This is a genomic window from Streptomyces musisoli, from assembly GCF_016741855.1.
Lineage (GTDB): Bacteria > Actinomycetota > Actinomycetes > Streptomycetales > Streptomycetaceae > Streptomyces > Streptomyces musisoli.
The window spans coordinates 102,183-127,997 of sequence record NZ_JAERRH010000004.1 but is presented as its reverse complement, the minus strand read 5'-3'; the positions used below and the strand labels follow the sequence as shown (position 1 = coordinate 127,997).

Below are 25,815 nucleotides of genomic sequence, written 5' to 3'. Positions count from 1 at the left end.
CATCCCGGTGACCTCCCCCGCGCCCACCCCCTTGCAGATTCCCGCCGTCACCGACGCCGAGGAGCTGACCTGCGACGTCCTCGTCATTGGCGGAGGGACCGCCGGCACCATGGCCGCGCTGACCGCCGCCGAGCGCGGCGCGAGCGTCCTGCTGCTGGAGAAGGCCCATGTCCGGCACTCCGGCGCGCTCGCCATGGGCATGGACGGCGTCAACAACGCGGTCATCCCCGGTCGTGCCGAGCCCGACGACTACGTCGCCGAGATCACCCGCGCCAACGACGGCATCGTCGACCAGTCCACCGTCCGTCAGACCGCCATCCGTGGCTTCGCGATGGTGCAGCGGCTGGAGTCGTACGGGGTCAAGTTCGAGAAGGACGAGCACGGCGAGTACGCGGTCCGCCAGGTCCATCGCTCCGGCTCGTACGTACTGCCGATGCCAGAGGGCAAGGACGTCAAAAAGGTCCTGTACCGGCAGTTGCGGCGGCGCGAGATGCGGGAGCGGATCCGGATCGAGAACCGGGTGATGCCGGTCCGGGTCCTCACCGCCCGGGGGCAGGCCGTGGGCGCGGTCGGTTTCAACACGCGTACCGGCGGCTTCGTCACCGTCCGCGCGGGCGCGGTGATCCTCGCGACCGGTGCCTGCGGCCGGCTCGGCCTGCCCGCGTCCGGTTACCTCTACGGCACCTACGAGAACCCCACCAACGCCGGTGACGGGTACGCCATGGCCTACCACGCGGGCGCCGAGCTGACCGGTATCGAGTGCTTCCAGATCAACCCGTTGATCAAGGACTACAACGGGCCGGCCTGTGCCTACGTCGCCAATCCCTTCGGCGGCTACCAGGTCAACCGGCACGGCGAGCGCTTCGTCGACTCCGACTACTGGTCCGGGCAGATGATGGCCGAGTTCGCCGCCGAGGTCGCCAGCGACCGCGGCCCGGTCTACCTCAAGCTCAGCCATCTGCCCGAGGAGTCCGTCTCCGCGCTGGAGTCCATCCTGCACTCCACCGAGCGGCCGACCCGCGGCACCTTCCACGCCGGCCGCGGGCACGACTACCGCACCCACGACATCGAGATGCACATCTCCGAGATCGGCCTGTGCGGCGGCCACTCCGCCTCCGGAGTCCGCGTCGACGACCACGCGCGCACGACCGTCCCTCGTCTGTACGCCGCCGGCGACCTCGCCTGCGTCCCGCACAACTACATGATCGGCGCCTTCGTCTTCGGTGACCTCGCCGGTGCCGACGCCGCCCGGTACTCGGCGTACGAAGGCGAGCTTCCCGCGGACCAGGTGCGCGAGGCGCACGAGCTGATCTACCGTCCGCTGCGCAACCCGGACGGCCCGCCGCAGCCCCAGGTCGAGTACAAGCTGCGCCGCTTCGTGAACGACTACGTGGCACCGCCGAAGTCCGGCGCGCGGCTCTCCCTGGCGCTGGAGGCGTTCGAGCGGATGCGCGCCGACATCGACGCGATGGGTGCCCGCACGCCGCACGAGTTGATGCGCTGCGCCGAGGTCACCTTCATACGTGACTGCGCGGAGATGGCCGCCCGCGCTTCCCTGGCCCGTACCGAGTCCCGCTGGGGCCTCTATCACGAACGTCTCGACCACCCCGGGCGCGACGACGTCTCCTGGTTCCACCATCTCGATCTGCACAAGTCCCCCTCTGGTGCGATGGAGTTCACGGCTCGTCCCGTGGCTCCCTATCTGGTTCCGGTGGAGGAGTTCACGCCTGTCGGCGGTCCCTCCCGGCACCTGGGCGAGGTCCGTCCCGAACACGTGGCCACGGCCGGGCCGCGCGAGGTGGCGCCGGTGGCCGCGGGGCCCTCGTCCGCGCGTGCCGCCGGCTTCGTGGACCGGACGGACGCCGGCGGCTCCGCCTCGCCCCGGCTGCTGGAGCTGCTGGGGCTGGCCGAGGCGGAGCCCGATCTCGCCGCGGTCGAGCCCTATCTGACCGACGCGGATCCCGCGGTCCGCCGCACCGCCGTCTCGGTGCTCACGGAGACCCTGCCGCCGGGCACCGGGCAGGCCCTCGCCGGTGCGCTCGCCGATCCCGATGCCGAGGTCCGCGCGACCGCCGCCGCCTCACTGCGTGAACTCGTCGAGACGTTGCCGCCCGAACCCTCTCTGGGTGCCGCCCTCACCGGTGCGCTCGCCCAGGCGGATCCGGTGGTCCGTGCCGCCGCCCTCGATGTGCTGCGGGCGCTGCGGCTCGCCGAGGCCGGGGTGTTCGCGGCGGCGCTGGACGACCCCGACATCGCCGTCCGGACGGAGGCCGTACGGGCGCTGGTCTCGGTGGACGCGGTCCGGCCTGTGTCGGCCGCGGCGGACGATCCCTCCCGGGAGGTCCGGGTCACCGTGGCCAAGGCCCTGGCGACGCTCGGTGCGGCGCCCGTTTCCGCCTCCGACCGGGATCTGCTGACCGTCACGCTGGGCCGGCTCACCGAGGACGCCGACCCGCTGGTGCGTGGTGCGGCGCTCGGCGCGCTGGCCGCCACCGGCTGCCCGCCGCCGCTCGCCGCCCGTGCCGTGGCCGCCCTGTCCGACCCGGCCTGGCAGGTCCGGTCGGGCGCCGCGGGCGCGCTGTCGGCCGCGGCCGTCGATACGGCCGTGCCCGCCCTTGCCAAGGCCCTCGCGGACGTCAACGCGGACGTCCGCAAGGCGGCGGTGCTGGCCCTTGGCCGGCACCGGGCCTCGGCGGAGGCGCGGGCGGCACTCGCCACGGCCACGGCCGACTCGGACGCGGACGTCCGGGCCTACGCGGCGCGGGGGCTGTGAGTCCCGTGCCGAGGCCGGCCGGGCCGGGCTATATCCAGTCGTCCGGCTCCGGCTCGTCGGCCGGCTCGGGCCAGTCGGCGTCCGGTGTGTCGTCGGCCGCGGCCGGCGCCGCACCGTCCAGGGAGGCCAGCACCTGGAGCACGCCTTCCCCGTACGTCGCCAGCTTCTTCTCGCCGACGCCGTTCACCGTGCCCAGGTCCCGCACCGAACCGGGCCTGCGGGTCACGATCTCCCGCAGGGTGGCGTCGTGGAAGATGACGTACGCCGGGACGCCCTGCTCCCTGGCCTGTTCGGCGCGCCAGGCCCGCAGGGCCTCGAAGGCGGGGAGCAGCTCGTCGGGCAGCTCGACCGCGGCGGCCTTGGCCTTTCCGGAGCCTGCGGAGGCGCCGGCGGACCGCTGCCGGGTGGCGGCCGGCTTCTTGGGTTCCTTGCGCAGCGGCACCTCGCGCTCGCGCCGCAGTACCGAGCCGCTCGCCTCGGTGAGCCCCAGCGTGCCGTACTCCCCTTCCACCGCGAGCAGTCCCTGGGCCAAGAGCTGGCGGATGGCGCCCCGCCACTCGCCCTCGGTCAGGTCCTGGCCGATGCCGAAGACGGACAGCTGGTCGTGGTCGAACTGGATCACTTTGCCGGTGCGCTTGCCGAGCAGGATGTCGACGATCTGGATCGCGCCGAACTTCTGGCCGCGCTCCCGCTGGAGCCGCACCACCGTGGACAGCACCTTCTGAGCGGCGATCGTGCCGTCCCAGGTCTCCGGCGGGGTGAGGCAGGTGTCGCAGTTGCCGCAGCCCGCGGCGTCGGGGTCCTGGCCGAAGTAGGCGAGCAGCTGGCCGCGGCGGCACTGGGCGGTCTCGCACAGCGCGAGCATGGCGTCGAGGTGGGCGGCGGCCCGGCGGCGGAACGCCTCGTCGCCCTCGCCGGACTGGATCAGCTTGCGCTGCTGTATGACGTCGTTCAGGCCGTACGCCATCCAGGCCGTGGACGGCAGGCCGTCGCGGCCCGCGCGGCCGGTCTCCTGGTAGTAGCCCTCGATCGACTTGGGCAGGTCCAGGTGGGCGACGAAGCGGACGTCCGGCTTGTCGATGCCCATGCCGAAGGCGATGGTCGCGACCACGACCAGGCCGTCCTCGCGGAGGAACCGGGACTGGTGCGCCGCGCGTGTGCCCGCGTCCAGGCCCGCGTGGTACGGCACCGCCTCGATGCCGTTGGCGGTCAGGAACTCCGCCGTCCGCTCGACGGAGTTGCGTGAGAGGCAGTACACGATGCCGGCGTCGCCCGCGTGTTCCTCCCGGAGGAAGGCGAGCAGCTGCTTCTTGGGGTCTGCCTTGGGCACGATCCGGTACTGGATGTTGGGCCGGTCGAAGCTGGCGACGAAGTGGCGGGCCGCCGGCAGGTTCAGCCGCTGGGTGATCTCCTCGTGGGTGGCGCGGGTGGCCGTCGCGGTGAGGGCGATCCGCGGGACGTCCGGCCAGCGCTCACCGAGCAGGGACAGGGTGAGGTAGTCGGGGCGGAAGTCGTGGCCCCACTGGGACACGCAGTGCGCCTCGTCGATGGCGAAGACGGAGATCTTGCCGCGGGAGAGCAGATCCTGCGTGGCGTCCAGGCGCAGCCGCTCCGGCGCCAGGTAGAGCAGGTCCAGCTCGCCGGCCAGGAACTCGGCCTCGACCATGCGCCGCTCGTCGAAGTCCTGCGTGGAGTTGACGAAGCCCGCCCGGACGCCGAGGGCCCGCAGGGCGTCCACCTGGTCCTGCATGAGGGCGATCAGCGGCGAGATCACGACGCCTGTGCCGGGTCTGACCAGGGCCGGGATCTGGTAGCAGAGCGACTTGCCGCCGCCGGTCGGCATGAGGACGAGGGCGTCGCCGCCCGCCACGACATGCTCGATGATCGCCTGCTGCTCACCCCGGAAGGCCTCGTATCCGAAGACCCGGTGCAGCGTGGCCAGCGCCTCACTGTCGGCCGTGCCCGGCCCTTCGGTCACCTGTGGCATCTCGCTGATCCCGCCCGTCACGCCCATCGTCCTGGCCCCCGTCGGTCCCCCGTGTGTCGTCTTACGACCGCTGCCTCCACCATAGGGGTCCGGACCGACAGCCTCGGAGTTATCCACAGGTTCGTCCGGTCTCTGGCGTCACTCTTGGTGACGGGGCGTGTCGTGACGTGGATGGCGGGCGGGCGTTCCGCGGGGCCGGGCTGCCGCGCCGGCCCGTCGTTCCGGGGACATGCCGCTGCCCGGCGCTCTCGATCCGGAGGGCGCCGGGCAGCGGCGTGTGTGAGGAACCCGTCAGCGCACGAAGACTCCCGCCTGGTTCGCCAGGTCCAGGAAGTACTGCGGTGCCACACCGAGGACCAAGGTCACCGCCACGCCCATGCCGATCGCCAGCATGGTCAGCGGGGACGGTACGGCGACGGTGGGGCCTTCCGGTTTCGGCTCGCTGAAGAACATCAGCACGATCACGCGGATGTAGAAGAACGCGGCGATGGCCGAGGAGATCACACCGATCACGACCAGCGGGACCGCGCCGCCGTCCGCCGCCGCCTTGAACACGGCGAACTTCCCGGCGAACCCGGAGGTCAGCGGGATACCGGCGAAAGCCAACAGGAACACCGCGAACACGGCCGCCACCAGCGGCGAGCGGCGGCCGAGACCGGCCCACTTCGACAGGTGGGTGGCCTCGCCGCCCGGGTCCCGCACCAGGGTGACCACCGCGAACGCGCCGATCGTCACGAACGAGTAGCCCGCCAGGTAGAAGAGGACCGACGACACGCCGTCCTTCGACGTGGCGATGACACCCGCGAGGATGAATCCCGCGTGTGCGATGGACGAGTACGCCAGCAGTCGCTTGATGTCGGTCTGCGTGATGGCGACGATCGCACCGCCCAGCATGGTGATGATCGCGACCGCCCACATGACCGGCCGCCAGTCCCAGCGCAGTCCGGGCAGGACGACGTAGAGCAGCCGCAGCAGCGCGCCGAACGCGGCCACCTTCGTGGCCGCCGCCATGAAGCCGGTGACCGGGGTGGGCGCGCCCTGGTAGACGTCGGGTGTCCACATGTGGAACGGCACCGCGCCCACCTTGAACAGCAGGCCCATGACGAGCATGGCGCCGCCGATCAGCAGCAGCGCGTCGTTGCCCATGGTGTTGGCCAGTGCCGGGTCGACGTCGGTGACGGTGCCGTCGACGACCTGGGCGATCCGCGCGTACGACACCGAGCCCGCGTAGCCGTACAGCAGGGCGATGCCGAACAGGGTGAACGCCGAGGCGAACGCGCCCAGCAGGAAGTACTTGACCGCGGCTTCCTGTGACATGAGCCGCTTGCGGCGGGCCAGTGCGCACAGCAGGTACAGCGGCAGGGAGAAGACCTCCAGGGCCACGAACAGGGTCAGCAGGTCGTTGGCCGCCGGGAAGATCAGCATGCCGCTGATCGCGAAGAGGAGGAGCGGGAAGACCTCCGTGGTGGTGAAGCCGGCCTTCACCGCCGCCTTTTCGCTGTCGCTGCCGGGCACGGAGGCGGCCTGCGCGGCGAAGGAGTCGACGCGGCTGCCGTGCGCGACCGGGTCCAGGCGCCGTTCGGCGAAGGTGAACAGGCCGACCAGGCCGGCCAGCACGATCGTGCCCTGGAGAAAGAGGGCCGGGCCGTCGACCGCGATCGCGCCCATGGCCGCGATGTGCGCCTTCGTGGTGCCGTATCCGTCGGCCGCGAGTGCGACGACCGCGGCGAACGCGGCGCACAGGGCGACGACGGACACGAACACCTGCGCGTAGTAGCGGGACTTGCGCGGGACGAACGCCTCGATGAGGACCCCGATCAGCGCCGCACCGACGACGATCAGCGTCGGCGACAATTGTCCGTATTCGATCTTCGGCGCGTCGATCTTCGAGATCGGTTCGGCCGCTGTTGTCCACAGGCTGTGGACGGCTGGTGCGCTCACTTGGCCGCCTCCACCTCGGGCTTGGGGTCCTTCTTGTGTACGTCGGACATGGTCTGCTTGACCGCCGGATTGACGATGTCCGTGACGGGCTTCGGGTAGACGCCCAGGAAGATCAGCAGCGCGATCAGCGGGGCGACGACGACCAGCTCGCGCACGCGGAGGTCGGGCATCGCGGAGACCTCGGGTTTCACCGGTCCCGTCATCGTCCGCTGGTACAGGACGAGGACGTACAGAGCGGCGAGGACGATGCCGAAGGTGGCGATGATGCCGATCACCGGGTAGCGGGTGAACGTTCCGACCAGGACCAGGAACTCGCTCACGAACGGCGCGAGTCCGGGCAGGGAGAGGGTGGCGAGGCCGCCGATCAGGAAGGTGCCGGCGAGCACCGGGGCGACCTTCTGCACGCCTCCGTAGTCGGCGATGAGCCGCGAGCCGCGCCGGGAGATGAGGAAGCCGGCGACCAGCATCAGCGCGGCCGTGGAGATGCCGTGGTTGACCATGTAGAGCGTGGCGCCGGACTGGCCCTGGCTGGTCATCGCGAAGATGCCCATGATGATGAAGCCGAAGTGCGAGATCGACGCGTAGGCCACCAGGCGCTTGATGTCCCGCTGGCCGACGGCGAGCAGCGCGCCGTAGACGATGCTGATGAGCGCCAGTACGAGGATGACGGGCGTCGCCCACCTGCTGGCCTCCGGGAACAGCTGGAGGCAGAAGCGGAGCATCGCGAACGTGCCCACCTTGTCGACGACCGCGGTGATGAGGACGGCGACCGGTGCGGTGGACTCCTGCATGGCGTTGGGCAGCCAGGTGTGCAGCGGCCACAACGGCGCCTTCACCGCGAAGGCGAAGAAGAAGCCGAGGAACAGCCAGCGTTCGGTGCTGGTCGCCATGTGCAGCGAGCCGTTCGCGCGGGCCGAGGCGATCTCCTGGAGGCTGAAGTTGTCGGCCACCACGTAGAGGCCGATCACCGCGGCCAGCATGATCAGGCCGCCGACCAGGTTGTAGAGGAGGAACTTCACCGCGGCGTACGACCGCTGGGTGGCCGCCGTCTCCTCGCCGTGCTCGTGGGCACGGTCCCCGAAGCCGCCGATGAGGAAGTACATCGGGATGAGCATGGCTTCGAAGAAGATGTAGAAGAGGAAGACGTCGGTGGCCTCGAAGGAGATGACCACCATCGCCTCGACGGCGAGGATCAGCGCGAAGAAGCCCTGGGTGGGCCGCCAGCGGCGGCTGCCGGTCTCCAGCGGGTCGGCGTCGTGCCAGCCCGCGAGGATGATGAACGGGATCAGTACGGCGGTCAGCGCGATCAGCGCCACCGCGATGCCGTCGACGCCCAGCTCGTACCTGACCCCGAAGTCCTTGATCCAGGCGTGGGATTCGGTGAGCTGGTAGCGGGCGCCGTCCGGGTCGAAGCGGAGCAGCACGGTGATCGCCAGGGCGAGTGTGGCGAGCGAGACGAGCAGCGCCAGCCACTTGGCGGCGGTGCGTTGTGCGGCCGGCACGGCGGCCGTGGCGACGGCCCCGAGCGCCGGGAGCGCCGCCGTCGCTGTCAGCAGAGGAAAGGACATCGGTATCAGACCGCCCTCATCAGCAGGGTCGCGGCGACGAGGAGTGCCGCACCGCCGAACATCGAGACCGCGTAGGAGCGGGCGAAGCCGTTCTGGAGCCGGCGCAGTCGTCCGGACAGGCCGCCGAAGCCGGCCGCGGTGCCGTTGACGACCCCGTCGACCAGGGTGTGGTCGACGTAGACCAGGGAGCGCGTCAAGTGCTCGCCGCCGCGCACCAGGACCACGTGGTTGAAGTCGTCCTGGAACAGGTCGCGGCGGGCCGCGCGGGTGAGCAGCGAGCCGCGCGGGGCGACGGCCGGGACGGGTTTGCGGCCGTACCGGGCCCAGGCGATGGCGACGCCGATGACGAGGCAGACCATGGTGGCGCCGGTGACCGCGGTCGCGCTGAGCGGGGAGTCGCCTTCGCTGTGGCCGGTGACAGGCTCCAGCCAGTGCAGGAAGCGGTCGCCGATGCTGAAGAAGGCACCGCCGAAGACGGATCCGACGGCCAGCACGATCATGGGGATCGTCATGACCTTCGGGGACTCGTGCGGGTGCGGCTCGCTGTGTTCGCCGCGGGTCTCGGCGGCGGGCTCGGCGCTCGGCGCCTCCGGGGAGCGAGTGGGTTGGTTCTTCCAACGCTCCTCTCCGAAGAACGTCATCAGCATCACGCGTGTCATGTAGAAGGCGGTGATGGCCGCGCCCAGCAGGGCCGCGCCGCCGAGGATCCAGCCCTCGGTGCCGCCCTTGGCGAACGCCGCCTCGATGATCTTGTCCTTGGAGAAGAAGCCGGACAGGCCCGGGAAGCCGATGATGGCGAGGTAGCCGAGGCCGAACGTGATGAACGTGACCGGCATGTACTTGCGCAGGCCGCCGTAGCGGCGCATGTCGACCTCGTCGTTCATGCCGTGCATCACGGAACCGGCCCCGAGGAACAGTCCGGCCTTGAAGAAGCCGTGCGTCACCAGGTGCATGATCGCGAAGACGTAGCCGATGGGGCCGAGGCCGGCGGCGAGGACCATGTAGCCGATCTGCGACATGGTCGAGCCGGCCAGCGCCTTCTTGATGTCGTCCTTGGCGCAACCGACGATCGCACCGAACAGGAGCGTGACGGCGCCGACGACGGTGACGGCCAGCTGGGCGTCGGGGGCGGCGTTGAAGACGGCGCCGGAGCGGACGATCAGGTAGACGCCCGCGGTCACCATCGTCGCGGCGTGGATGAGGGCCGAGACCGGGGTCGGGCCCTCCATGGCGTCCCCGAGCCAGGACTGCAGCGGCACCTGGGCGGACTTGCCGCAGGCGGCGAGCAGCAGCATCAGGCCGATCGCGGTGAGCTTGCCCTCGGAGGCGTCACCGGTGTGACTGAGGACCGGGCCGAAGGCGAAGCTGCCGAAGGTGGTGAACATCAGCATGATCGCGATCGACAGGCCCATGTCGCCGACGCGGTTGACGAGGAATGCCTTCTTGGCGGCCGTGGCCGCGCTGGGCTTGTGCTGCCAGAAGCCGATCAGCAGGTAGGAGGCGAGACCGACGCCCTCCCAGCCGACGTACAGCAGCAGGTAGTTGTCGGCGAGGACGAGCAGCAGCATCGCCGCGAGGAACAGGTTCAGGTAGCCGAAGAAGCGGCGGCGCCGCTCGTCGTGCTCCATGTAGCCGACCGAGTACAGGTGGATCAGTGATCCGACGCCCGTGATGAGCAGGACGAACGTCATGGACAGCTGGTCGAGGCGGAAGGTGACGTCCGCCTGGAAGCCGCCCACCGAGATCCAGGTCCACAGGTGCTGGGTCAGCGTGCGGTGTTCGGCGTTCTTGCCGAGCAGGTCGGCGAAGAGGATCAGGCCGAACACGAAGGAGGCGGTCGACAGGAGCGTGCCGATCCAGTGGCCGACGCGGTCCAGGCGCCGGCCGCCGACCAGGAGGACGGCCGCTCCGAGCAGGGGCGCCGCGATGAGCGGCGCGATCAGGTTCTCCACGATTCTTCCGACCCCTTACAGCTTCATCAGGCTGGCGTCGTCGACCGAGGCCGAGTGGCGGGTACGGAACAGCGACACGATGATCGCGAGGCCCACCACGACCTCCGCGGCGGCGACGACCATCGTGAAGAAGGCGATGATCTGGCCGTCGAGGTTGCCGTGCATCCGGGAGAAGGCGACGAACGCGAGGTTGCAGGCGTTCAGCATCAGTTCGATGCACATGAAGACCACGATGGCGTTGCGCCGGATGAGGACGCCGGTCGCGCCGATCGTGAACAGCAGGGCGGCGAGGTAGAGGTAGTTGACCGGGTTCACTTCGACGCCTCCTCGGGCCGCTTGAACGTCTCCGGCTCGATGGCCGTGCGCTCCAGGCGTTCCTCCGCGCGCTGCTCCAGCGCCCGCAGGTCGTTGAGCGCCTCCGTGGACACATCACGGATCTGGCCGCGTTCGCGCAGCGTCTTGCTGACGGTCAGCTCGGACGGGGTGCCGTCGGGCAGCAGGCCCGCGATGTCCACGGCGTTGTGCCGGGCGTAGACACCGGGGGCGGGCAGCGGCGGGACGTGCCTGCCCTCGCGGATGCGCTGTTCGGACAGCTCGCGCTGGGTCTTGGCGCGCTCGGTGCGTTCGCGGTGGGTGAGCACCATGGCGCCGACGGCGGCCGTGATGAGCAGGGCGCCGGTGATTTCGAAGGCGAAGACGTACTTGGTGAAGATGAGGGACGCGAGGCCCTCGACGTTGCCGTTCGCGTTCGCCTGGCCGGTGCCGTTGAACTCCTTCAGGGACGCGTTGCCGATGCCTGCGAACAGCAGGACACCGAAGCCGACGCCACACAGAAGGGCCAGCCAGCGCTGGCCCTTGATGGTCTCCTTCAGGGAGTCCGCGGCCGTGACGCCGACGAGCATCACCACGAACAGGAACAGCATCATGATCGCGCCGGTGTAGACGACGATCTGCACGATCCCGAGGAAGTAGGCGCCGTTGGCGAGGTAGAAGATCGCCAGGATGATCATGGTCCCGGCGAGGCAGAGCGCGCTGTGCACGGCCTTCTTCATGAAGACGGTGCACAGGGCGCCGATCACCGCGATCGTGCCGAGGACCCAGAACTGGAAGGCCTCACCGGTGGAGGTGGTGTAGGCGGCGAGGTGCTGCGCGTTCATCGGCCGATCACCTTCTCCGAGGCCGGCTCGTCCTCGCCGAAGGTGGACGCGGCCTCCTGCGGGACTTCGCCCTTGGAGACGGCGACCTGCTGGACCGTGCCGGGAGCGGCCTGTGTCACCAGGCCCCGGTAGTAGTCCTGTTCGTCCGTCCCGGGGAAGATCGCGTGGGGCGTGTCCACCATGCCCTCTTCGAGGCCGGCGAGCAGCTGCTCCTTGGTGTAGATGAGGTTGGCGCGGCTGGAGTCGGCCAGCTCGAACTCGTTCGTCATCGTCAACGCGCGCGTGGGGCACGCTTCGATGCACAGTCCGCACAGGATGCAGCGGGCGTAGTTGATCTGGTAGACGCGGCCGTACCGCTCGCCCGGCGAGTAGCGTTCCTCGTCGGTGTTGTCGGCGCCTTCCACGTAGATGGCGTCGGCGGGGCAGGCCCAGGCGCACAGCTCGCAGCCGACGCACTTCTCCAGGCCGTCCGGATGGCGGTTGAGCTGGTGCCGTCCGTGGAACCGCGGAGCCGTGGTCTTCTTCTGCTCCGGGTACTGCTCGGTCAGCCGCTTCTTGAACATGGCCTTGAAGGTCACGCCGAAGCCGGCCACGGGGTTCTGGAAGCCGGGCTTGGTCTGCCCGGGCTCCTGAGGCTCCTCAGCCATCGGACGCCTCCTTTCCATCCGTAGATCCGTCACTGACAGTCTCCGACCCGCCACTGACAATCAGCTCCCGGTCGCGGCGCGGGCGGCGCCGCGGCACCGCCGGCAGCTCCTGTCCGGGCAGCGGCGGTACGGGGAATCCGCCCGCCAGCGGGTCGAAGCCCGGCTGCTGGTCGGCGGACTGCTCGGCCGTCTTCGCCTTCACGCGGAACATGTCGGCGACGAAGGAGATGAGCAGCAGGGCGAGGACACCGCCGCCGACGTAGAGGGCGATGTCGGCGAAGTCGTAGTTCTCGTTGCGCAGGGCGCGGACGGTCGCGACCAGCATCAGCCAGGTCACGGAGACCGGGATGAGGACCTTCCAGCCGAGCTTCATCAGCTGGTCGTAGCGCACGCGCGGGAGCGTGCCGCGCAGCCAGATGAAGAAGAACAGCAGCAGCTGGACCTTGATGACGAACCAGAGCAGCGGCCACCAGCCGTGGTTCGCGCCCTCCCAGAAGCCGCTGATCGGCCAGGGGGCGCGCCAGCCGCCGAGGAAGAGGGTGGTCGAGACGGCCGAGACGGTGACCATGTTGACGTACTCGGCGAGCATGAACATCGCGAACTTGATGGACGAGTACTCGGTGTTGAAGCCGCCGACCAGGTCGCCCTCGGACTCCGGCATGTCGAAGGGGGCCCGGTTGGTCTCGCCGACCATCGTGACGATGTAGAGGATGAAGGAGACCGGCAGCAGCAGGATGTACCAGCGGTCGTGCTGCTGCTCGACGATGGTGGACGTCGACATCGACCCCGAGTAGAGGAACACGGAGGCGAACGCGGCGCCCATGGCGATCTCGTAGGAGATCATCTGCGCGCAGGAGCGCAGGCCGCCGAGGAGCGGGTAGGTGGATCCGGAACTCCAACCCGCCAGCACGATGCCGTAGATGCCGACCGAGGCGACCGCGAGGACGTACAGCATCGCGATGGGCAGGTCGGTGAGCTGCATCGTGGTGCGGTGGCCGAAGATCGAGATCTCGTTGCCGGCCGGGCCGAACGGGATCACCGCGATCGCCATGAAGGCCGGGATGGCCGCGACGATCGGCGCGAGGACGTAGACCACCTTGTCCGCGCGTTTGACGATGACGTCTTCCTTGAGCATCAGCTTGATGCCGTCGGCGAGCGACTGGAGCATGCCCCAGGGGCCGTGCCGGTTGGGGCCGATGCGCAGCTGCATCCAGGCGACGACCTTGCGCTCCCAGACGATGGAGAACAGCACGGTCACCATCAGGAAGGCAAAGCAGAACACCGCCTTGACGACGACCAGCCACCAGGGGTCGCGGCCGAACATCGAGAGGTCTTCAGCGGCGAGGTACGTGCTCATGCCTCCACCTCCTTGGGGGCCTCTCCGGCGACTGCCGCCGGGCCGATGCGGACGAGGGAACCGGGCCGCGCCCCGGTGTCGGAGGCGACGCCGGCGCCCGCGGAGTTCAGCGGAAGCCAGACCACCCGGTCGGGCATCTCGGTGATCTGGACCGGCAGCTCGACCGTGCCGGCGGAGCCGGTGACGGCCAGTGCGTCGCCGTTCTCGACGCCCGCCTCGGCGGCCGTCGCGGCGGACACGCGCGCGCGTGCGGCGTGCCGGGTGCCGGCGAGCGCCTCGTCGCCCTCCTGGAGGACGCCCCGGTCGAGCAGGAGCCGGTGTCCGGCGAGTACGGCCTCGCCGACGGCCGGGCGGGGCAGCACGCCCGCGGACTCCATGGGTGCGGAGGCGCGGGGGCCGTCCCAGGGGCCGAGCCGGTCGATCTCCGCGCGCGTGGTGCGCAGGTCCGGCAGACCCAGGTGGACGTCCATGGCGTCGGCGAGCATCTGCAGGACGCGGGTGTCGGTCGGCGCGAGCCTGCGGGTCATCTGGTCGGGCTTGAGCGCGGCCTCGAAGAAGCGGACGCGGCCTTCCCAGTTGAGGAAGGTGCCCGCCTTCTCGGCGACCGCGGCGACCGGAAGGACGACGTCGGCGCGTTCGGTGACCTCGCTGGGCCGCAGTTCCAGCGACACCAGGAAGCCGACACTTTCCAGCGCCTCACGCGCGCGTGCCGGGTCGGGCAGGTCGGCGACCTCCACACCGGCGACCACGAGCGCGGAGAGTTCGCCGCCGGCGGCGGCCTCGATGATCTGCTGGGTGTCGCGGCCGTAGCGCAGGGGCAGTTCGGCCAGTCCCCAGGCGGCGGCGACCTCGTCCCGCGCGCGCGGGTCGGTCGCCGGGCGGCCTCCCGGCAGCAGCGAGGGCAGCGCGCCCGCCTCGACGGCGCCGCGCTCACCGGCGCGGCGGGGGATCCAGACCAGTCCGGCGCCGGTCGCGGTGGCGGCGCGCAGGGCGGCGGTGAGGCCGCCCGCCACGGCGGCCAGCCGCTCGCCCACGACGATGACCGCGCCCTCGGCGCGCAGGGCCTCGGCGGCGCGTGTGCCGGGTTCCTCCAGGCCGACGCCGCCCGCGAGGGCGTCCAGCCACTCCGTCTCGGTGCCAGGAGCGGCCGGCAGCAGCGTGCCGCCGGTCTTCTCCAGGCCGCGGGTGGCGTGCGTGGCCAGCGCGAACACCTGCTGCTTGTGCTTGCGCCAGGCCTTGCGCAGCCGCAGGAAGACGCCGGGTGCCTCCTCCTCCGACTCGAAGCCGACCAGCAGGACGGCGGGTGCCTTCTCCAGGGAGGTGTACGTGACGCCCGTGCCGTCCAGGTCGCGGCCGCGGCCGGCCACCCGGGCCGCCAGGAAGTCGGTCTCCTCGGCGCTGTGCACGCGCGCGCGGAAGTCGATGTCGTTGGTGTCGAGCGCCACGCGCGCGAACTTGCTGTACGCGTAGGCGTCCTCGACGGTCAGCCGGCCGCCGGTGAGGACACCGGCACGGGAGCGGGCGGCGGTCAGGCCTCGCGCGGCCGCGTCCAGGGCTTCCGGCCAGGAAGCCGGCTCCAGGACGCCGTCGGCGTTGCGTACGAGGGGTGTCTCCAGGCGGTCCTTCGTCTGCGCGTACCGGAACGCGAAGCGTCCCTTGTCGCAGATCCACTCCTCGTTGACCTCGGGGTCGTTCGCGGCGAGGCGCCGCATGACCTTGCCGCGCCGGTGGTCGGTGCGGGTGGCGCAGCCGCCGGAGCAGTGCTCGCAGACCGACGGCGAGGAGACGAGGTCGAAGGGGCGGGAGCGGAAGCGGTAGGCGGCCGAGGTGAGCGCGCCGACCGGGCAGATCTGGATGGTGTTGCCGGAGAAGTACGACTCGAACGGGTCGCCCTCGCCGGTGCCGACCTGCTGGAGGGCGCCCCGCTCGATCAGCTCGATCATCGGGTCGCCGGCGACCTGGTTGGAGAAGCGGGTGCAGCGGGCGCAGAGCACACAGCGCTCGCGGTCGAGGAGCACCTGCGTGGAGATCGGCACGGGCTTCTCGTAGGTGCGCTTCTTGCCTTCGAACCGGGAGTCGGCGTTGCCGTGCGACATGGCCTGGTTCTGGAGCGGGCACTCGCCGCCCTTGTCGCAGACCGGGCAGTCGAGCGGGTGGTTGATGAGGAGCAGTTCCATCACGCCGTGCTGGGCCTTCTCGGCGACCGGCGAGGTGAGGTGGGTCTTCACGACCATGCCGTCGGTGCACGTGATCGTGCAGGACGCCATCGGTTTGCGCTGGCCCTCGACCTCGACGATGCACTGGCGGCAGGCACCGGCCGGGTCCAGCAGGGGGTGGTCGCAGAACCGCGGGATCTCGATGCCGAGCTGTTCGGCGGCCCGGATGACCAGGGTGCCCTTGGGCACGCTGATCTCGGCGCCGTCGATCGTCAGCGTGACGAGGTCTTCCGGCGGGACCGCCGCCTCTCCCCCTCCGGAGGGAGCACTGGTGGTCACGGTCATGCGTTCACCTCCGGGCGGTCCGCCCAGGCCGTCGACTTGGCCGGGTCGAAGGGGCAGCCCCGGCCCGTGATGTGCTGCTCGTACTCTTCGCGGAAGTACTTCAGCGAGGAGAAGATCGGGGATGCGGCGCCGTCGCCGAGGGCGCAGAAGGACTTGCCGTTGATGTTGTCGGCGATGTCGGCGAGCTTGTCGAGGTCGGACATGGCGCCCTTGCCTGCCTCGATGTCCCGCAGCAACTGCACCAGCCAGTACGTTCCCTCGCGGCAGGGCGTGCACTTGCCGCAGGACTCGTGGGCGTAGAACTCGGTCCAGCGGGTGACGGCCCGCACCACGCAGGTCGTCTCGTCGAAGCACTGCAGGGCCTTGGTGCCGAGCATGGAGCCGGCGGCGCCGACGCCCTCGTAGTCGAGGGGGACGTCGAGGTGCTCGTCGGTGAACATCGGCGTGGACGAGCCGCCCGGTGTCCAGAACTTCAGGCGGTGGCCCGGCCGCATGCCGCCGCTCATGTCGAGGAGCTGGCGCAGGGTGATGCCGAGCGGCGCCTCGTACTGGCCGGGGCTCGCGACGTGGCCGCTGAGCGAGTAGAGCGTGAAGCCCGGGGACTTCTCGCTGCCCATCGACCTGAACCAGTCCTTGCCGTTTTTCAGGATGGCGGGAACTGACGCGATCGACTCGACGTTATTCACCACAGTCGGACAGGCGTAGAGGCCTTCCACCGCAGGGAAGGGGGGACGCAGCCGCGGTTGACCACGGCGGCCTTCGAGCGAGTCGAGCAGTGCGGTCTCCTCACCGCAGATGTACGCGCCCGCACCCGCGTGCACGGTGAGCTGGAGGTCGAGTCCGCTGCCCAGGATGTTCTCGCCGAGGTAGCCCGCCGCGTAGGCCTCGCGCACGGCCTCGTGCAACCGCCGCAGAACGGGGACGACTTCACCACGCAGATAGATGAAGGCATGCGACGACCTGATGGCGTAACACGCGATGATCATGCCCTCGATGAGGCTGTGCGGGTTCGCGAAGAGGAGCGGGATGTCCTTGCAGGTGCCCGGTTCCGACTCGTCGGCGTTGACAACTAGATAGTGCGGTTTTCCATCACCCTGCGGAATGAACTGCCACTTCATTCCGGTCGGGAATCCCGCGCCGCCGCGGCCTCGCAGCCCGGACTCCTTGACGTAGGCGATGAGGTCGTCCGGTGACATGGCGAGCGCCTTGCGGAGCCCCTCGTACCCTTCGTGCCTCCGGTAGACGTCCAGAGTCCAGGACCGGTCCTCGTCCCAGAAGGCCGACAGCACGGGTGCGAGCAGCTTCTCCGGGCTCGTGTCCTTGACCTCGGGTACCACGGTCATCACTCCCCCTCCTCAGCGGTAGGCCCTGCCGGGTGGGCTGGGTCGGAGGCCGATGTGTCCTGCGGCGCGTCATGGGAGCTGAGGTGCTCGGCCGGCGAGGGCTCGTGCACCCTGTCCTGCGGCTCCTCATGCGGACCTCCGCGCGGATGGACCACGCGCGCGGGTGCGGCCTCTCCCCTTGCCAGGCGAAGGCCCACCAGTGACGCGGGTCCCGCACTGCCGCTCTCCTCGACGGCCCCGGGCCGCTCGTCGGGGAAGCCGGCCAGGATCCGGGCGGTCTCCTTGAACGTGCAGAGCCGGGCTCCGCGCGTGGGCTCGACGGGCTGTCCCGCGCGCAGGTCGTCGACCAGGCGCTTGGCGCTCGCCGGGGTCTGGTTGTCGAAGAACTCCCAGTTGACCATCACGACCGGCGCGAAGTCGCAGGCCGCGTTGCACTCGATGTGCTCCAGGGTGACCTTGCCGTCGTCGGTGGTCTCGCCGTTGCCGACGCCCAGGTGTTCCTGGAGGGTCTCGAAGATCGCGTCGCCGCCCATCACCGCGCACAGCGTGTTGGTGCAGACCCCGACCTGGTAGTCACCGGAGGGCTTGCGCCGGTACATGGTGTAGAAGGTGGCGACCGCGGTGACCTCGGCCGTGGTCAGGTCCAGCATGTCCGCGCAGAACTGCATGCCGGTGCGCGTGACATGGCCCTCCTCCGACTGCACGAGGTGGAGCAGCGGCAGCAGGGCGGACCGGGAGTCCGGGTAGCGCGCGATCACCTCGCGCGCGTCGGTCTCCAGCCGGGCCCGGACGTCGTCCGGGTAGGCGGGCGCGGGCAGTCCGGGCATGCCCAGGCTGACGCCCCGCTCGGAAGAAGAGGTGGTCACCGGTCGACGCCTCCCATCACGGGGTCGATGGACGCGACGGCGACGATGACGTCGGCGACCTGGCCGCCCTCGCACATCGCCGCCATGGCCTGAAGGTTGGTGAAGGACGGGTCGCGGAAGTGGACCCGGTAGGGGCGGGTGCCGCCGTCGGAGACGGCGTGCACGCCGAGTTCGCCCTTGGGTGACTCGACGGCCACGTACGCCTGTCCCGGCGGGACGCGGAAGCCCTCGGTGACCAGCTTGAAGTGGTGGATCAGGGCCTCCATGGAGGTGCCCATGATCTTCTTGATGTGGTCGAGGGAGTTGCCGAGTCCGTCCGGTCCCAGGGCGAGCTGGGCGGGCCAGGCGATCTTCTTGTCGGCGACCATGACCGGGCCGGGCTGGAGCCGGTCCAGGCACTGCTCGACGATCCTGAGCGACTGGCGCATCTCCTCCAGGCGGACGAGGAAGCGGCCGTAGGCGTCGCAGGTGTCGGCGGTCGGGACGTCGAAGTCGTACGTCTCGTAGTCGCAGTACGGCTGCGTCTTGCGCAGGTCGTGCGGCAGGCCGGTGGAGCGCAGGATCGGGCCGGTGGCGCCGAGGGCCATGCAGCCGGCGAGGTCGAGATAGCCGATGTCCTGCATGCGGGCCTTGAAGATGGGGTTCCCGGTGGCGAGCTTGTCGTACTCCGGGAGGTTCTTCTTCATCTTCTTCACGAACTCGCGGATCTGGTCCACCGCGCCGGGCGGCAGGTCCTGGGCGAGTCCGCCGGGCCGGATGTACGCGTGGTTCATGCGCAGGCCCGTGACCAGCTCGTAGATGTCGAGAATCATTTCACGATCACGGAATCCGTAGATCATGATCGTGGTGGCGCCCAGTTCCATGCCGCCGGTGGCGATGCACACCAGGTGGGAGGACATCCGGTTCAGCTCCATCAGGAGCACTCGGATGATCTTGGCGCGCTCGCTGATCTGGTCCTCGACGCCGAGGAGCTTCTCGACGGCGAGACAGTAGGCGGTCTCGTTGAAGAAGGACGTCAGGTAGTCCATGCGTGTGACGAAGGTGGTGCCCTGCGTCCACGTGCGGTATTCGAGGTTCTTCTCGATGCCGGTGTGGAGGTAGCCGATGCCGCAGCGGGCCTCGGTGACCGTCTCGCCCTCGATCTCCAGGATCAGGCGGAGCACTCCGTGGGTGGACGGGTGCTGGGGACCCATGTTGACGACGATGCGTTCGTCGTCGGCGCGGGCCGCGGACTGGACGACCTCGTCCCAGTCGCCGCCGGTGACCGTATATACGGTGCCCTCGGTGGTCTCGCGTGCGGACGCGGCCGACGCGGCGGATGCTGACTGCGTGCTCACGAGTACGACCTCCGCTGGTCCGGAGCCGGGATCTGGGCGCCCTTGTACTCGACGGCGATGCCGCCGAGGGGGTAGTCCTTGCGCTGCGGGTGGCCCTGCCAGTCGTCCGGCATCATGATCCGGGTCAGGGCCGGGTGACCGTCGAAGACGATCCCGAAGAAGTCGTAGGTCTCGCGCTCGTGCCAGTCGTTGGTCGGGTAGACGGCGACCAGCGAGGGGACCCGGGGGTCGCTGTTGGGGGCGCTGACTTCGAGGCGGATCAGCCGGTTGTGGGTGATCGAGCGCAGGTGGTAGACGGCGTGCAGCTCGCGGCCCTTGTCGTTCGGGTAGTGGACGCCGCTGACGCCGGTGCACAGCTCGAAACGCAGGGCCGGGTCGTCGCGCAGGGTGCGGGCGACGCGGACCAGGTGCTCGCGCTCGATGTGGAAGGTCAGCTCGTCGCGGTCGACGACCGTCTTGTCGATGGCGTTCTCGGGAAGGAGTCCCTGTTCCTCCAGGGCGCCTTCCAGTTCGTCGGCGACCTCGTCGAACCAGCCGCCGTAGGGGCGTGCCGCCGGTCCCGGGAGTCGGACCGAGCGGACCAGGCCGCCGTAGCCGGAGGTGTCGCCGCCGTTGTCGGCGCCGAACATGCCGCGCTGGACGCGGATCTCCTCGCCTCCCTGCCCGCGCTGGCCGGGCAGGTTGGAGGCGGAGAGGTCCTTCTCGGGGTTCACCCCGTTCGCGGACCCGTTCACGCCGTTGGTGCCGTTCGCGTCGCTCACCGCAGCAGCCCCTTCATCTCGATCGTGGGCAGGGCCTTGAGCGCCGCCTCCTCCGCCTCGCGGGCCGCTTCCTCGGCGTTCACGCCGAGCTTGGAGGACTGGATCTTCTGGTGGAGCTTGAGGATCGCGTCCATCAGCATCTCGGGCCGGGGCGGGCAGCCGGGGAGATAGATGTCGACCGGGACGATGTGGTCGACGCCCTGGACGATCGCGTAGTTGTTGAACATGCCGCCCGACGAGGCGCAGACACCCATGGAGATCACCCACTTGGGGTTGGGCATCTGGTCGTAGACCTGCCGCAGGACGGGCGCCATCTTCTGGCTGACCCGGCCGGCGACGATCATCAGGTCTGCCTGGCGCGGTGAGCCGCGGAAGACCTCCATGCCGAAGCGGGCGAGGTCGTAGCGGCCGGCGCCGGTGGTCATCATCTCGATGGCGCAGCAGGCCAGGCCGAACGTGGCCGGGAAGACGGACGCCTTGCGCACCCAGCCCGCGGCCTGCTCGACGGTGGTGAGCAGGAAGCCGCTCGGCAGCTTTTCTTCGAGTCCCATGTCGTTAAAGGCCCCTCAGTCCCATTCCAGACCGCCGCGCCGCCAGACGTACGCGTAGGCGACGAAGACGGTGAGCACGAAGAGCAGCATCTCCACGAGCCCGAAGATCCCCAGGGCGTCGAAGGTGACGGCCCAGGGGTAGAGGAAGACGATCTCGATGTCGAAGACGATGAAGAGCATCGCCGTCAGGTAGTACTTGATGGGGAAGCGCCCGCCGCCGGCCGGCGTGGGGGTCGGCTCGATGCCGCATTCGTAGGCTTCGAGCTTCGCGCGGTTGTACCGCTTCGGACCGATCAGCGTGGCCATGACCACGGAGAAGATCGCAAAGCCTGCCCCGAGGGCTCCCAGTACGAGGATGGGCGCATACGCGTTCACCGCTCCTCGCTCCTCTCAGTCGGCACTGACTGCTGGCGGTTGCACTGGGCTCACACCCGCCTCACCGGTCCCACGAGCCCCGCTCGTCCCGGGCGAAGATCGAGAACATGTGAAGCAGGTCACAAGCCCAACTGCCTCGCATCTTATGCCCGCCGCTCTGTGATCTGCGACACGGGGTATTCCACAAGCTTTGTGATCTCCACCACCTGACGAAGGATCATGAAGTCGGATGATGAGTGATCTTCATACGCGAAGCGTTCACTTGATCACCAGAAGTGACATTCTTGCTTGTCATCCCAGGCCGGAGGGGTCGTCTCAATATCAAGAGACTTCCGTTGCATGCAAATTGGTGTTGGACGCAACCGCCTGATAGGGGACCTCGTTCACACATCAGAGGGAGGCGCGGTGCGGATGTGGACGCGGGCCGGGGCGCGTGCGCGCGTTCACGAAGTACGCATGCGCGGGACGCGGGGATTCCGGTGACCGTTCCGTGACCTCCGCCACATCCATGAGAGGTCCATGAGAACCGGGCTTGGCCAACCATCCCAACCGGTGGTAGGCGGGGGGCAATTCGGACGTAATGATCAAAGACCGTGATCAAGGGCTTGATCACGGGCGTCCGCAATGTCCGTTACGGCGTCAATAAAGAGCGACACGCCCGGGATTCCACGTCTCGATTGAGCAACTGTGGCGCAGCACACGTTTCTTGTAGATATGAAGGAGCCCCTGGTACCGGTTATCCCCATGTCCCACACCGCTCACATACGCAGCCACCGGAAGCCCCGCCGCAGCGCGTCGACCCTCGCCGTGCGGGCCGGAGTCGCCGGTGGCGTCCTCGGCACCCTGGCAGTCGCCGGGGCGTCCGGCTCGGCGAACGCGGCCGAGCCGGTGACGCAGACCCTCGAACTGCCCACCCTGACCGCCGACCTGGCCGCCCAGACGGCCCAGTCCGCGGACGCCACCGAGCAGGCCGCCGCGCACTACCAGTTGCAGGCCGAGCGCGACGCGGCCGCCGCAAAGGCCGCGAAGCAGGCGAAGGCGGACCTCGCCGAGGCCAAGAAGAAGGCGGCAGAGGCCAAGAAGAAGGCGCAGGAGGAGGCCCGCAGGGAGGCCGCCGCCCGCGCGGCGCGCAGTGCGGCGCGGACCACGCTCTCCACCACGGCGGACAGCGGCTCCGGCTCCACCGGCACCTCCACGTCCACGTCCACGTCCGACTCCACCGGCACGTCCACGGCGACCGGCTCGGCCGCCGCGGTCGTCAGCTTCGTCAAGGCGCAGATCGGCAAGGCGTACATCTCCGGCGCCACCGGCTCCTCCGCCTACGACTGCTCCGGCCTGGTGCAGACGGCCTTCAAGCAGGTCGGCGTCAGCCTGCCGCGCGTCTCCCAGGACCAGTCGACCGCCGGCACCCAGGTCTCGCTGAGCAACCTTCAGCCGGGCGACATCCTGTACTGGGGCAGCGCGGGCAGCGCGTACCACGTCGCGGTGTACGTCGGCGACGGCATGTTCGTGGGCGCGCAGAACCCCTCCACCGGCGTCGTGGAGCGTCCGCTGTCCTACGACCCGCCCACCGGCGCCGTGCGGGTGCTCTGAGCGCATCCCGCACCTCGCACACCACACGTAAGGGCCGCAGCCGCTCGGGGGCAGCGGCCCTTGCGTCGTCCCCGAAGCACACCCCGGCCCCCGCCCTGCACGCCCAGCACCTCCCCCGGCGCGCGCCCGGCGTCCCTCTCCGTGCGCCCGGCCCTCCGGCGCCTCACGCCCGTGTGTTCGGGTGCTCCTCCGCGTGCCCGGTGTCTTCCCTGACATGCTCGGGTCGGGCCGCCGTACGGCGGTCCGTTCACCAGCGAAGGAGGAAACGCGATGCCACGCGTCTTCGTTCAGGGCAGCCCCGTCGAACGGTTCCCCCGGTACGCCCCCGAGGCCGGGCGCGGTGCGGTGCGCCGCATCACCGAGGTCGGCGAGGAGGTGCTGCACAGGCCGTGCCGGGACGTCACGGAGTTCGGGCCCGATCTCGCCGCGCTGGTCGACGACATGTTCCGCACCATGTACGTCGCCGACGGAGCGGGTCTGGCGGCGAATCAGGTGGGGGTGGACCTAAGGCTGTTCGTGTACGACTGCCCTGACGACGACGGTGTCCGACATGTCGGGCACATCGTCAATCCGGTGCTCGAAACGCCCACCACCGAGCGACGGCTGCTGGACGAGGGTGAGGGCTGCCTGTCGGTGCCGGGTGCCGTGATGGCCGTTCCCCGGCCGGACCGGGCCGTCGTGCGCGGCCAGGACAAGGACGGCAACCCGGTCGCCGTCGAGGGCACCGGGTACTTCGCGCGGTGCCTGGCCCACGAGACCGACCACACGGACGGGTACGTCTATTTGGACCGCCTCTCGAACCGGGACAAGAAGGACGCACTGCGGCAGATGTCGGCCCGGCGGGACGAGGTGTTCGCCCGCCGGGCCGCCAAGGCCGCCGCTCTCGACGCCTGACCGGCCCTCGGCGGCTCGGCCGGGCCTCAAGGCCGGGCCGAGCCCCGAAGGCGCGCGGCCGGGCCTCAGAGGCCCGGCCGGACCCCGAAGCGGCGCGACCGGCCCTCGGCGCCCGACCGGACCCCCGAAGGCGCCCGAACGGACTCGAAGCGCCCGACCGGATCCGGAAGGCACCCGACCGGACCCGGAAGGCACCCGACCGGACGACCGGACCCCAAAGCACCCGAGCGGACCCGGAAGGCGTCCGAGTGGGTCTCGGGGGTCCGTCACGCCTTCGGGGCCACCTTGCTCAGGCCGTTGATGATGCGGTCCATCGCGTCGCCGCCCGTGGGGTCGGTGAGGTTCGCGAGGAGCTTCAGGGTGAACTTCATCAGCATCGGGTGGGTCAGGCCGCGCTGGGCGGCGATCTGCATGACCTTCGGGTTGCCGATGAGCTTCACGAAGGCGCGGCCGAGCGTGTAGTAGCCGCCGTAGGTGTCCTTGAGGACGCGCGGGTAGCGCTGCAGGGCGATCTCGCGCTGGGCGGGCGTCGCGCGCGCGTGGGCCTGCACGATGACGTCGGCGGCGATCTGGCCGGACTCCATGGCGTAGGCGATGCCCTCGCCGTTGAAGGGGTTCACCAGGCCGCCGGCGTCGCCGACGAGCAGCAGCCCGCGCGTGTAGTGCGGCTGGCGGTTGAAGGCCATGGGGAGGGCGGCGCCGCGGATCGGGCCGGTCATGTTCTCCGGGGTGTAGCCCCAGTCCTCCGGCATGGAGGCGCACCACGCCTTGAGGATCTCGCGCCAGTCCAGCTCCTTGAAGGAGGCGGAGGTGTTCAGCACACCGAGCCCCACGTTGGACGTGCCGTCGCCCATGCCGAAGATCCAGCCGTAGCCGGGCAGCAGGCGGTCCTGGGCGCCGCGCCGGTCCCACAGTTCCAGCCAGGACTCCAGGTAGTCGTCCTCGTGGCGGGGCGAGGTGAAGTAGGTGCGCACCGCGACGCCCATCGGGCGGTCCTCGCGGCGGTGCAGGCCCATGGCGAGGGAGAGGCGGGTGGAGTTGCCGTCGGCGGCGACGACGAGCGGCGCGTGGAAGGTGACCTCGCGCTTCTCCTCGCCGAGCTTGGCGGTGACGCCGGTGATGCGGCCGGTGCGGTCGTCGATGACGGGGCCGGAGACGTTGCAGCGCTCGTGGAGGCGGGCGCCGGCCTTCTGGGCGTTGCGGGCGAGCTGCTCGTCGAAGTCGTCGCGCTTGCGGACGAGTCCGTAGTTCGGGAAGGAGGCGAGATCCGGCCAGTCCAGTTGGAGACGGCTGCCGCCGCCGATGATGCGCAGACCCTTGTTGCGCAGCCAGCCGGCCTCCTCGGAGATGTCGATCCCCATGGCGACGAGCTGCTTGACCGCGCGCGGGGTGAGGCCGTCACCGCAGACCTTCTCGCGCGGGAACTCGGTCTTCTCCAGGAGCAGGACGTCGAGGCCGGCCTTGGCGAGGTGGTACGCGGTCGTGGAGCCGGCTGGCCCCGCGCCCACGACGATCACATCGGCGGTGTGGTCGGAGAGGGGCTCGGTCACGGCGGGATCTCCCCAAGGTTCGAAATCTGCGTGCCGACCGGCACTGGACATGGGCAGTCTATTCAGCAGAATTGATCACCCGGCTGAAGGGCTGCCCTGTGAACGCACCTCTCCCCGCGGTACGGCTGCGCGTCCCCACTCACGAGGACGCGGTCGCCTGGCACCGGGTTTTCGCCGATCCGGAGGTCATGGAGTTCCACGGCGGCAAGCCCGCGGCGCTGTCGGTGTACGAGGAACTCACCGCGCGCCAGCGGCGGCACGACGCGGAACTCGGTTTCTGCCTGTGGACCCTGCTGGACGAGTCCGGTGAGGTCGCCGGCTTCACCGGTGCGCAGCCGTGGCGGCCTCAGTGGGGGCCGGTCGGCGAGACGGAGATCGGCTGGCGGCTCGGGCGGGCGTACTGGGGCAAGGGGTACGCCACCGCGGCGGCGCGCGAGACGGTCCGGCGGGTGCGGGCGGCCGGCGTGCCGGGTGTGGTGGCGATGGTGCGGCCGGGCAACGAGCGGTCGATCTCGGTGGCGCGACGGCTCGGCATGGAGCAGGCGGAGAGCTACCCGCACCCCAGGCTGAACGAGTCGGCGCTCTGCTTCCGACTCGCCCTTAATAACGCACAGTAGTCATCTGTCACGGAAAGACACCGGCGCCTTCCGGGCGGGCCGTAC

Annotated in this window: 20 protein-coding genes; 4 read left to right on the top strand and 16 right to left on the bottom strand. The window is 69.9% G+C overall.

Annotated features, from left to right (window positions below; all coding sequences use genetic code 11):
• Nucleotides 1-7 precede the first annotated feature (7 nt).
• Nucleotides 8-2,773 carry a fumarate reductase/succinate dehydrogenase flavoprotein subunit gene (locus JK361_RS13135; protein ID WP_201816527.1) on the top strand — a complete coding sequence of 922 codons (2,766 nt, stop codon included), beginning with the start codon at nt 8-10 and terminating at the stop codon, nt 2,771-2,773.
• Nucleotides 2,774-2,801: 28 nt separating this feature from the next.
• Here the strand turns inward: JK361_RS13135 and recQ are convergent, their stop codons facing one another.
• From recQ to JK361_RS13060, 15 genes are all read right to left on the bottom strand, one after another.
• Entirely contained in the window at nt 2,802-4,787 is a 1,986-nt protein-coding gene (gene recQ, locus JK361_RS13130; RefSeq protein WP_201816524.1) for a DNA helicase RecQ, read from the bottom strand.
• 264 nt (nt 4,788-5,051) lie between these two features.
• Entirely contained in the window at nt 5,052-6,701 is a 1,650-nt protein-coding gene (gene nuoN / locus JK361_RS13125) for an NADH-quinone oxidoreductase subunit NuoN (RefSeq protein WP_201816521.1), read from the bottom strand.
• Nucleotides 6,698-8,269, bottom strand: a complete 1,572-nt coding sequence (locus JK361_RS13120; protein WP_201816520.1) for an NADH-quinone oxidoreductase subunit M — start codon at nt 8,267-8,269, stop codon at nt 6,698-6,700. The genes nuoN and JK361_RS13120 overlap by 4 nt, the downstream gene beginning before the upstream one ends.
• A 5-nt stretch (nt 8,270-8,274) precedes the next feature.
• Nucleotides 8,275-10,221, bottom strand: coding sequence for an NADH-quinone oxidoreductase subunit L (gene nuoL / locus JK361_RS13115; RefSeq protein ID WP_201816518.1), 1,947 nt, complete (start codon nt 10,219-10,221; stop codon nt 8,275-8,277).
• A gap of 15 nt (nt 10,222-10,236) precedes the next feature.
• A complete protein-coding gene (gene nuoK / locus JK361_RS13110) occupies nt 10,237-10,536 on the bottom strand; it encodes an NADH-quinone oxidoreductase subunit NuoK (protein ID WP_028420845.1) in 300 nt (99 codons plus the stop codon).
• Nucleotides 10,533-11,378 (bottom strand): NADH-quinone oxidoreductase subunit J, encoded by an 846-nt coding sequence (locus tag JK361_RS13105; RefSeq protein ID WP_201816509.1) that lies wholly within the window; start codon nt 11,376-11,378, stop codon nt 10,533-10,535. The genes nuoK and JK361_RS13105 overlap by 4 nt, the downstream gene beginning before the upstream one ends.
• On the bottom strand, nt 11,375-12,025 hold the full coding sequence (gene nuoI, locus JK361_RS13100) for an NADH-quinone oxidoreductase subunit NuoI (RefSeq protein WP_201816507.1): 651 nt from the start codon (nt 12,023-12,025) through the stop codon (nt 11,375-11,377). Before nuoI ends, JK361_RS13105 begins: the two co-directional genes overlap by 4 nt.
• The gene (nuoH, locus tag JK361_RS13095; RefSeq protein WP_201816504.1) at nt 12,018-13,382 is read right to left on the bottom strand and encodes an NADH-quinone oxidoreductase subunit NuoH; all 1,365 of its coding nucleotides are present in this window, start codon (nt 13,380-13,382) and stop codon (nt 12,018-12,020) included. The genes nuoI and nuoH overlap by 8 nt, the downstream gene beginning before the upstream one ends.
• Nucleotides 13,379-15,883, bottom strand: coding sequence for an NADH-quinone oxidoreductase subunit G (locus JK361_RS13090; protein ID WP_201816496.1), 2,505 nt, complete (start codon nt 15,881-15,883; stop codon nt 13,379-13,381). The genes nuoH and JK361_RS13090 overlap by 4 nt, the downstream gene beginning before the upstream one ends.
• Nucleotides 15,880-17,226, bottom strand: coding sequence for an NADH-quinone oxidoreductase subunit NuoF (gene nuoF, locus JK361_RS13085; RefSeq protein ID WP_236052908.1), 1,347 nt, complete (start codon nt 17,224-17,226; stop codon nt 15,880-15,882). Before nuoF ends, JK361_RS13090 begins: the two co-directional genes overlap by 4 nt.
• Nucleotides 17,226-18,092: an NADH-quinone oxidoreductase subunit NuoE gene (nuoE, locus tag JK361_RS13080; protein WP_201816490.1), complete on the bottom strand. Its 867-nt coding sequence runs from the start codon at nt 18,090-18,092 to the stop codon at nt 17,226-17,228. The genes nuoF and nuoE overlap by 1 nt, the downstream gene beginning before the upstream one ends.
• Nucleotides 18,089-19,429, bottom strand: coding sequence for an NADH-quinone oxidoreductase subunit D (locus JK361_RS13075; protein WP_201816487.1), 1,341 nt, complete (start codon nt 19,427-19,429; stop codon nt 18,089-18,091). The genes nuoE and JK361_RS13075 overlap by 4 nt, the downstream gene beginning before the upstream one ends.
• The gene (locus tag JK361_RS13070) at nt 19,426-20,190 is read right to left on the bottom strand and encodes an NADH-quinone oxidoreductase subunit C (protein WP_201816484.1); all 765 of its coding nucleotides are present in this window, start codon (nt 20,188-20,190) and stop codon (nt 19,426-19,428) included. The genes JK361_RS13075 and JK361_RS13070 overlap by 4 nt, the downstream gene beginning before the upstream one ends.
• On the bottom strand, nt 20,187-20,741 hold the full coding sequence (locus tag JK361_RS13065; RefSeq protein ID WP_007383964.1) for a NuoB/complex I 20 kDa subunit family protein: 555 nt from the start codon (nt 20,739-20,741) through the stop codon (nt 20,187-20,189). The genes JK361_RS13070 and JK361_RS13065 overlap by 4 nt, the downstream gene beginning before the upstream one ends.
• A gap of 15 nt (nt 20,742-20,756) precedes the next feature.
• On the bottom strand, nt 20,757-21,116 hold the full coding sequence (locus JK361_RS13060; RefSeq protein ID WP_003992243.1) for an NADH-quinone oxidoreductase subunit A: 360 nt from the start codon (nt 21,114-21,116) through the stop codon (nt 20,757-20,759).
• A 744-nt stretch (nt 21,117-21,860) separates the two neighbouring features.
• Between JK361_RS13060 and JK361_RS13055 the strand changes: the two genes are divergently transcribed.
• Complete coding sequence (locus JK361_RS13055) at nt 21,861-22,709, top strand: C40 family peptidase (protein ID WP_201816481.1); 849 nt, start codon at nt 21,861-21,863, stop codon at nt 22,707-22,709.
• A gap of 270 nt (nt 22,710-22,979) precedes the next feature.
• Nucleotides 22,980-23,603 carry a peptide deformylase gene (def, locus tag JK361_RS13050; RefSeq protein ID WP_201816478.1) on the top strand — a complete coding sequence of 208 codons (624 nt, stop codon included), beginning with the start codon at nt 22,980-22,982 and terminating at the stop codon, nt 23,601-23,603.
• Nucleotides 23,604-23,869: 266 nt separating this feature from the next.
• On the opposite strand, the gene JK361_RS13045 is transcribed toward def, so the two are convergent.
• Nucleotides 23,870-25,204, bottom strand: coding sequence for a geranylgeranyl reductase family protein (locus tag JK361_RS13045; protein WP_201816475.1), 1,335 nt, complete (start codon nt 25,202-25,204; stop codon nt 23,870-23,872).
• 47 nt (nt 25,205-25,251) lie between these two features.
• Here JK361_RS13045 and JK361_RS13040 point away from each other — a divergent pair, with 47 nt between their 5' ends.
• Nucleotides 25,252-25,770, top strand: a complete 519-nt coding sequence (locus JK361_RS13040) for a GNAT family N-acetyltransferase (protein WP_201816472.1) — start codon at nt 25,252-25,254, stop codon at nt 25,768-25,770.
• Nucleotides 25,771-25,815 lie beyond the last annotated feature (45 nt).

What these genes read in the sequence shown, in the direction of transcription:
- nuoI (WP_201816507.1), bottom strand. Translation starts at nt 12,025, where the DNA reads ATGGCTGAGGAGCCTCAGGAGCCCGGGCAGACCAAGCCCGGCTTCCAG.
- JK361_RS13105 (WP_201816509.1), bottom strand. Translation starts at nt 11,378, where the DNA reads ATGAACGCGCAGCACCTCGCCGCCTACACCACCTCCACCGGTGAGGCC.
- JK361_RS13045 (WP_201816475.1), bottom strand. Translation starts at nt 25,204, where the DNA reads ATGTCCAGTGCCGGTCGGCACGCAGATTTCGAACCTTGGGGAGATCCC.
- recQ (WP_201816524.1), bottom strand. Translation starts at nt 4,787, where the DNA reads ATGGGCGTGACGGGCGGGATCAGCGAGATGCCACAGGTGACCGAAGGG.
- JK361_RS13090 (WP_201816496.1), bottom strand. Translation starts at nt 15,883, where the DNA reads ATGACCGTGACCACCAGTGCTCCCTCCGGAGGGGGAGAGGCGGCGGTC.
- JK361_RS13120 (WP_201816520.1), bottom strand. Translation starts at nt 8,269, where the DNA reads ATGTCCTTTCCTCTGCTGACAGCGACGGCGGCGCTCCCGGCGCTCGGG.
- JK361_RS13065 (WP_007383964.1), bottom strand. Translation starts at nt 20,741, where the DNA reads ATGGGACTCGAAGAAAAGCTGCCGAGCGGCTTCCTGCTCACCACCGTC.
- nuoH (WP_201816504.1), bottom strand. Translation starts at nt 13,382, where the DNA reads ATGAGCACGTACCTCGCCGCTGAAGACCTCTCGATGTTCGGCCGCGAC.
- JK361_RS13055 (WP_201816481.1), top strand. Translation starts at nt 21,861, where the DNA reads ATGTCCCACACCGCTCACATACGCAGCCACCGGAAGCCCCGCCGCAGC.
- nuoF (WP_236052908.1), bottom strand. Translation starts at nt 17,226, where the DNA reads ATGACCGTGGTACCCGAGGTCAAGGACACGAGCCCGGAGAAGCTGCTC.
- def (WP_201816478.1), top strand. Translation starts at nt 22,980, where the DNA reads ATGCCACGCGTCTTCGTTCAGGGCAGCCCCGTCGAACGGTTCCCCCGG.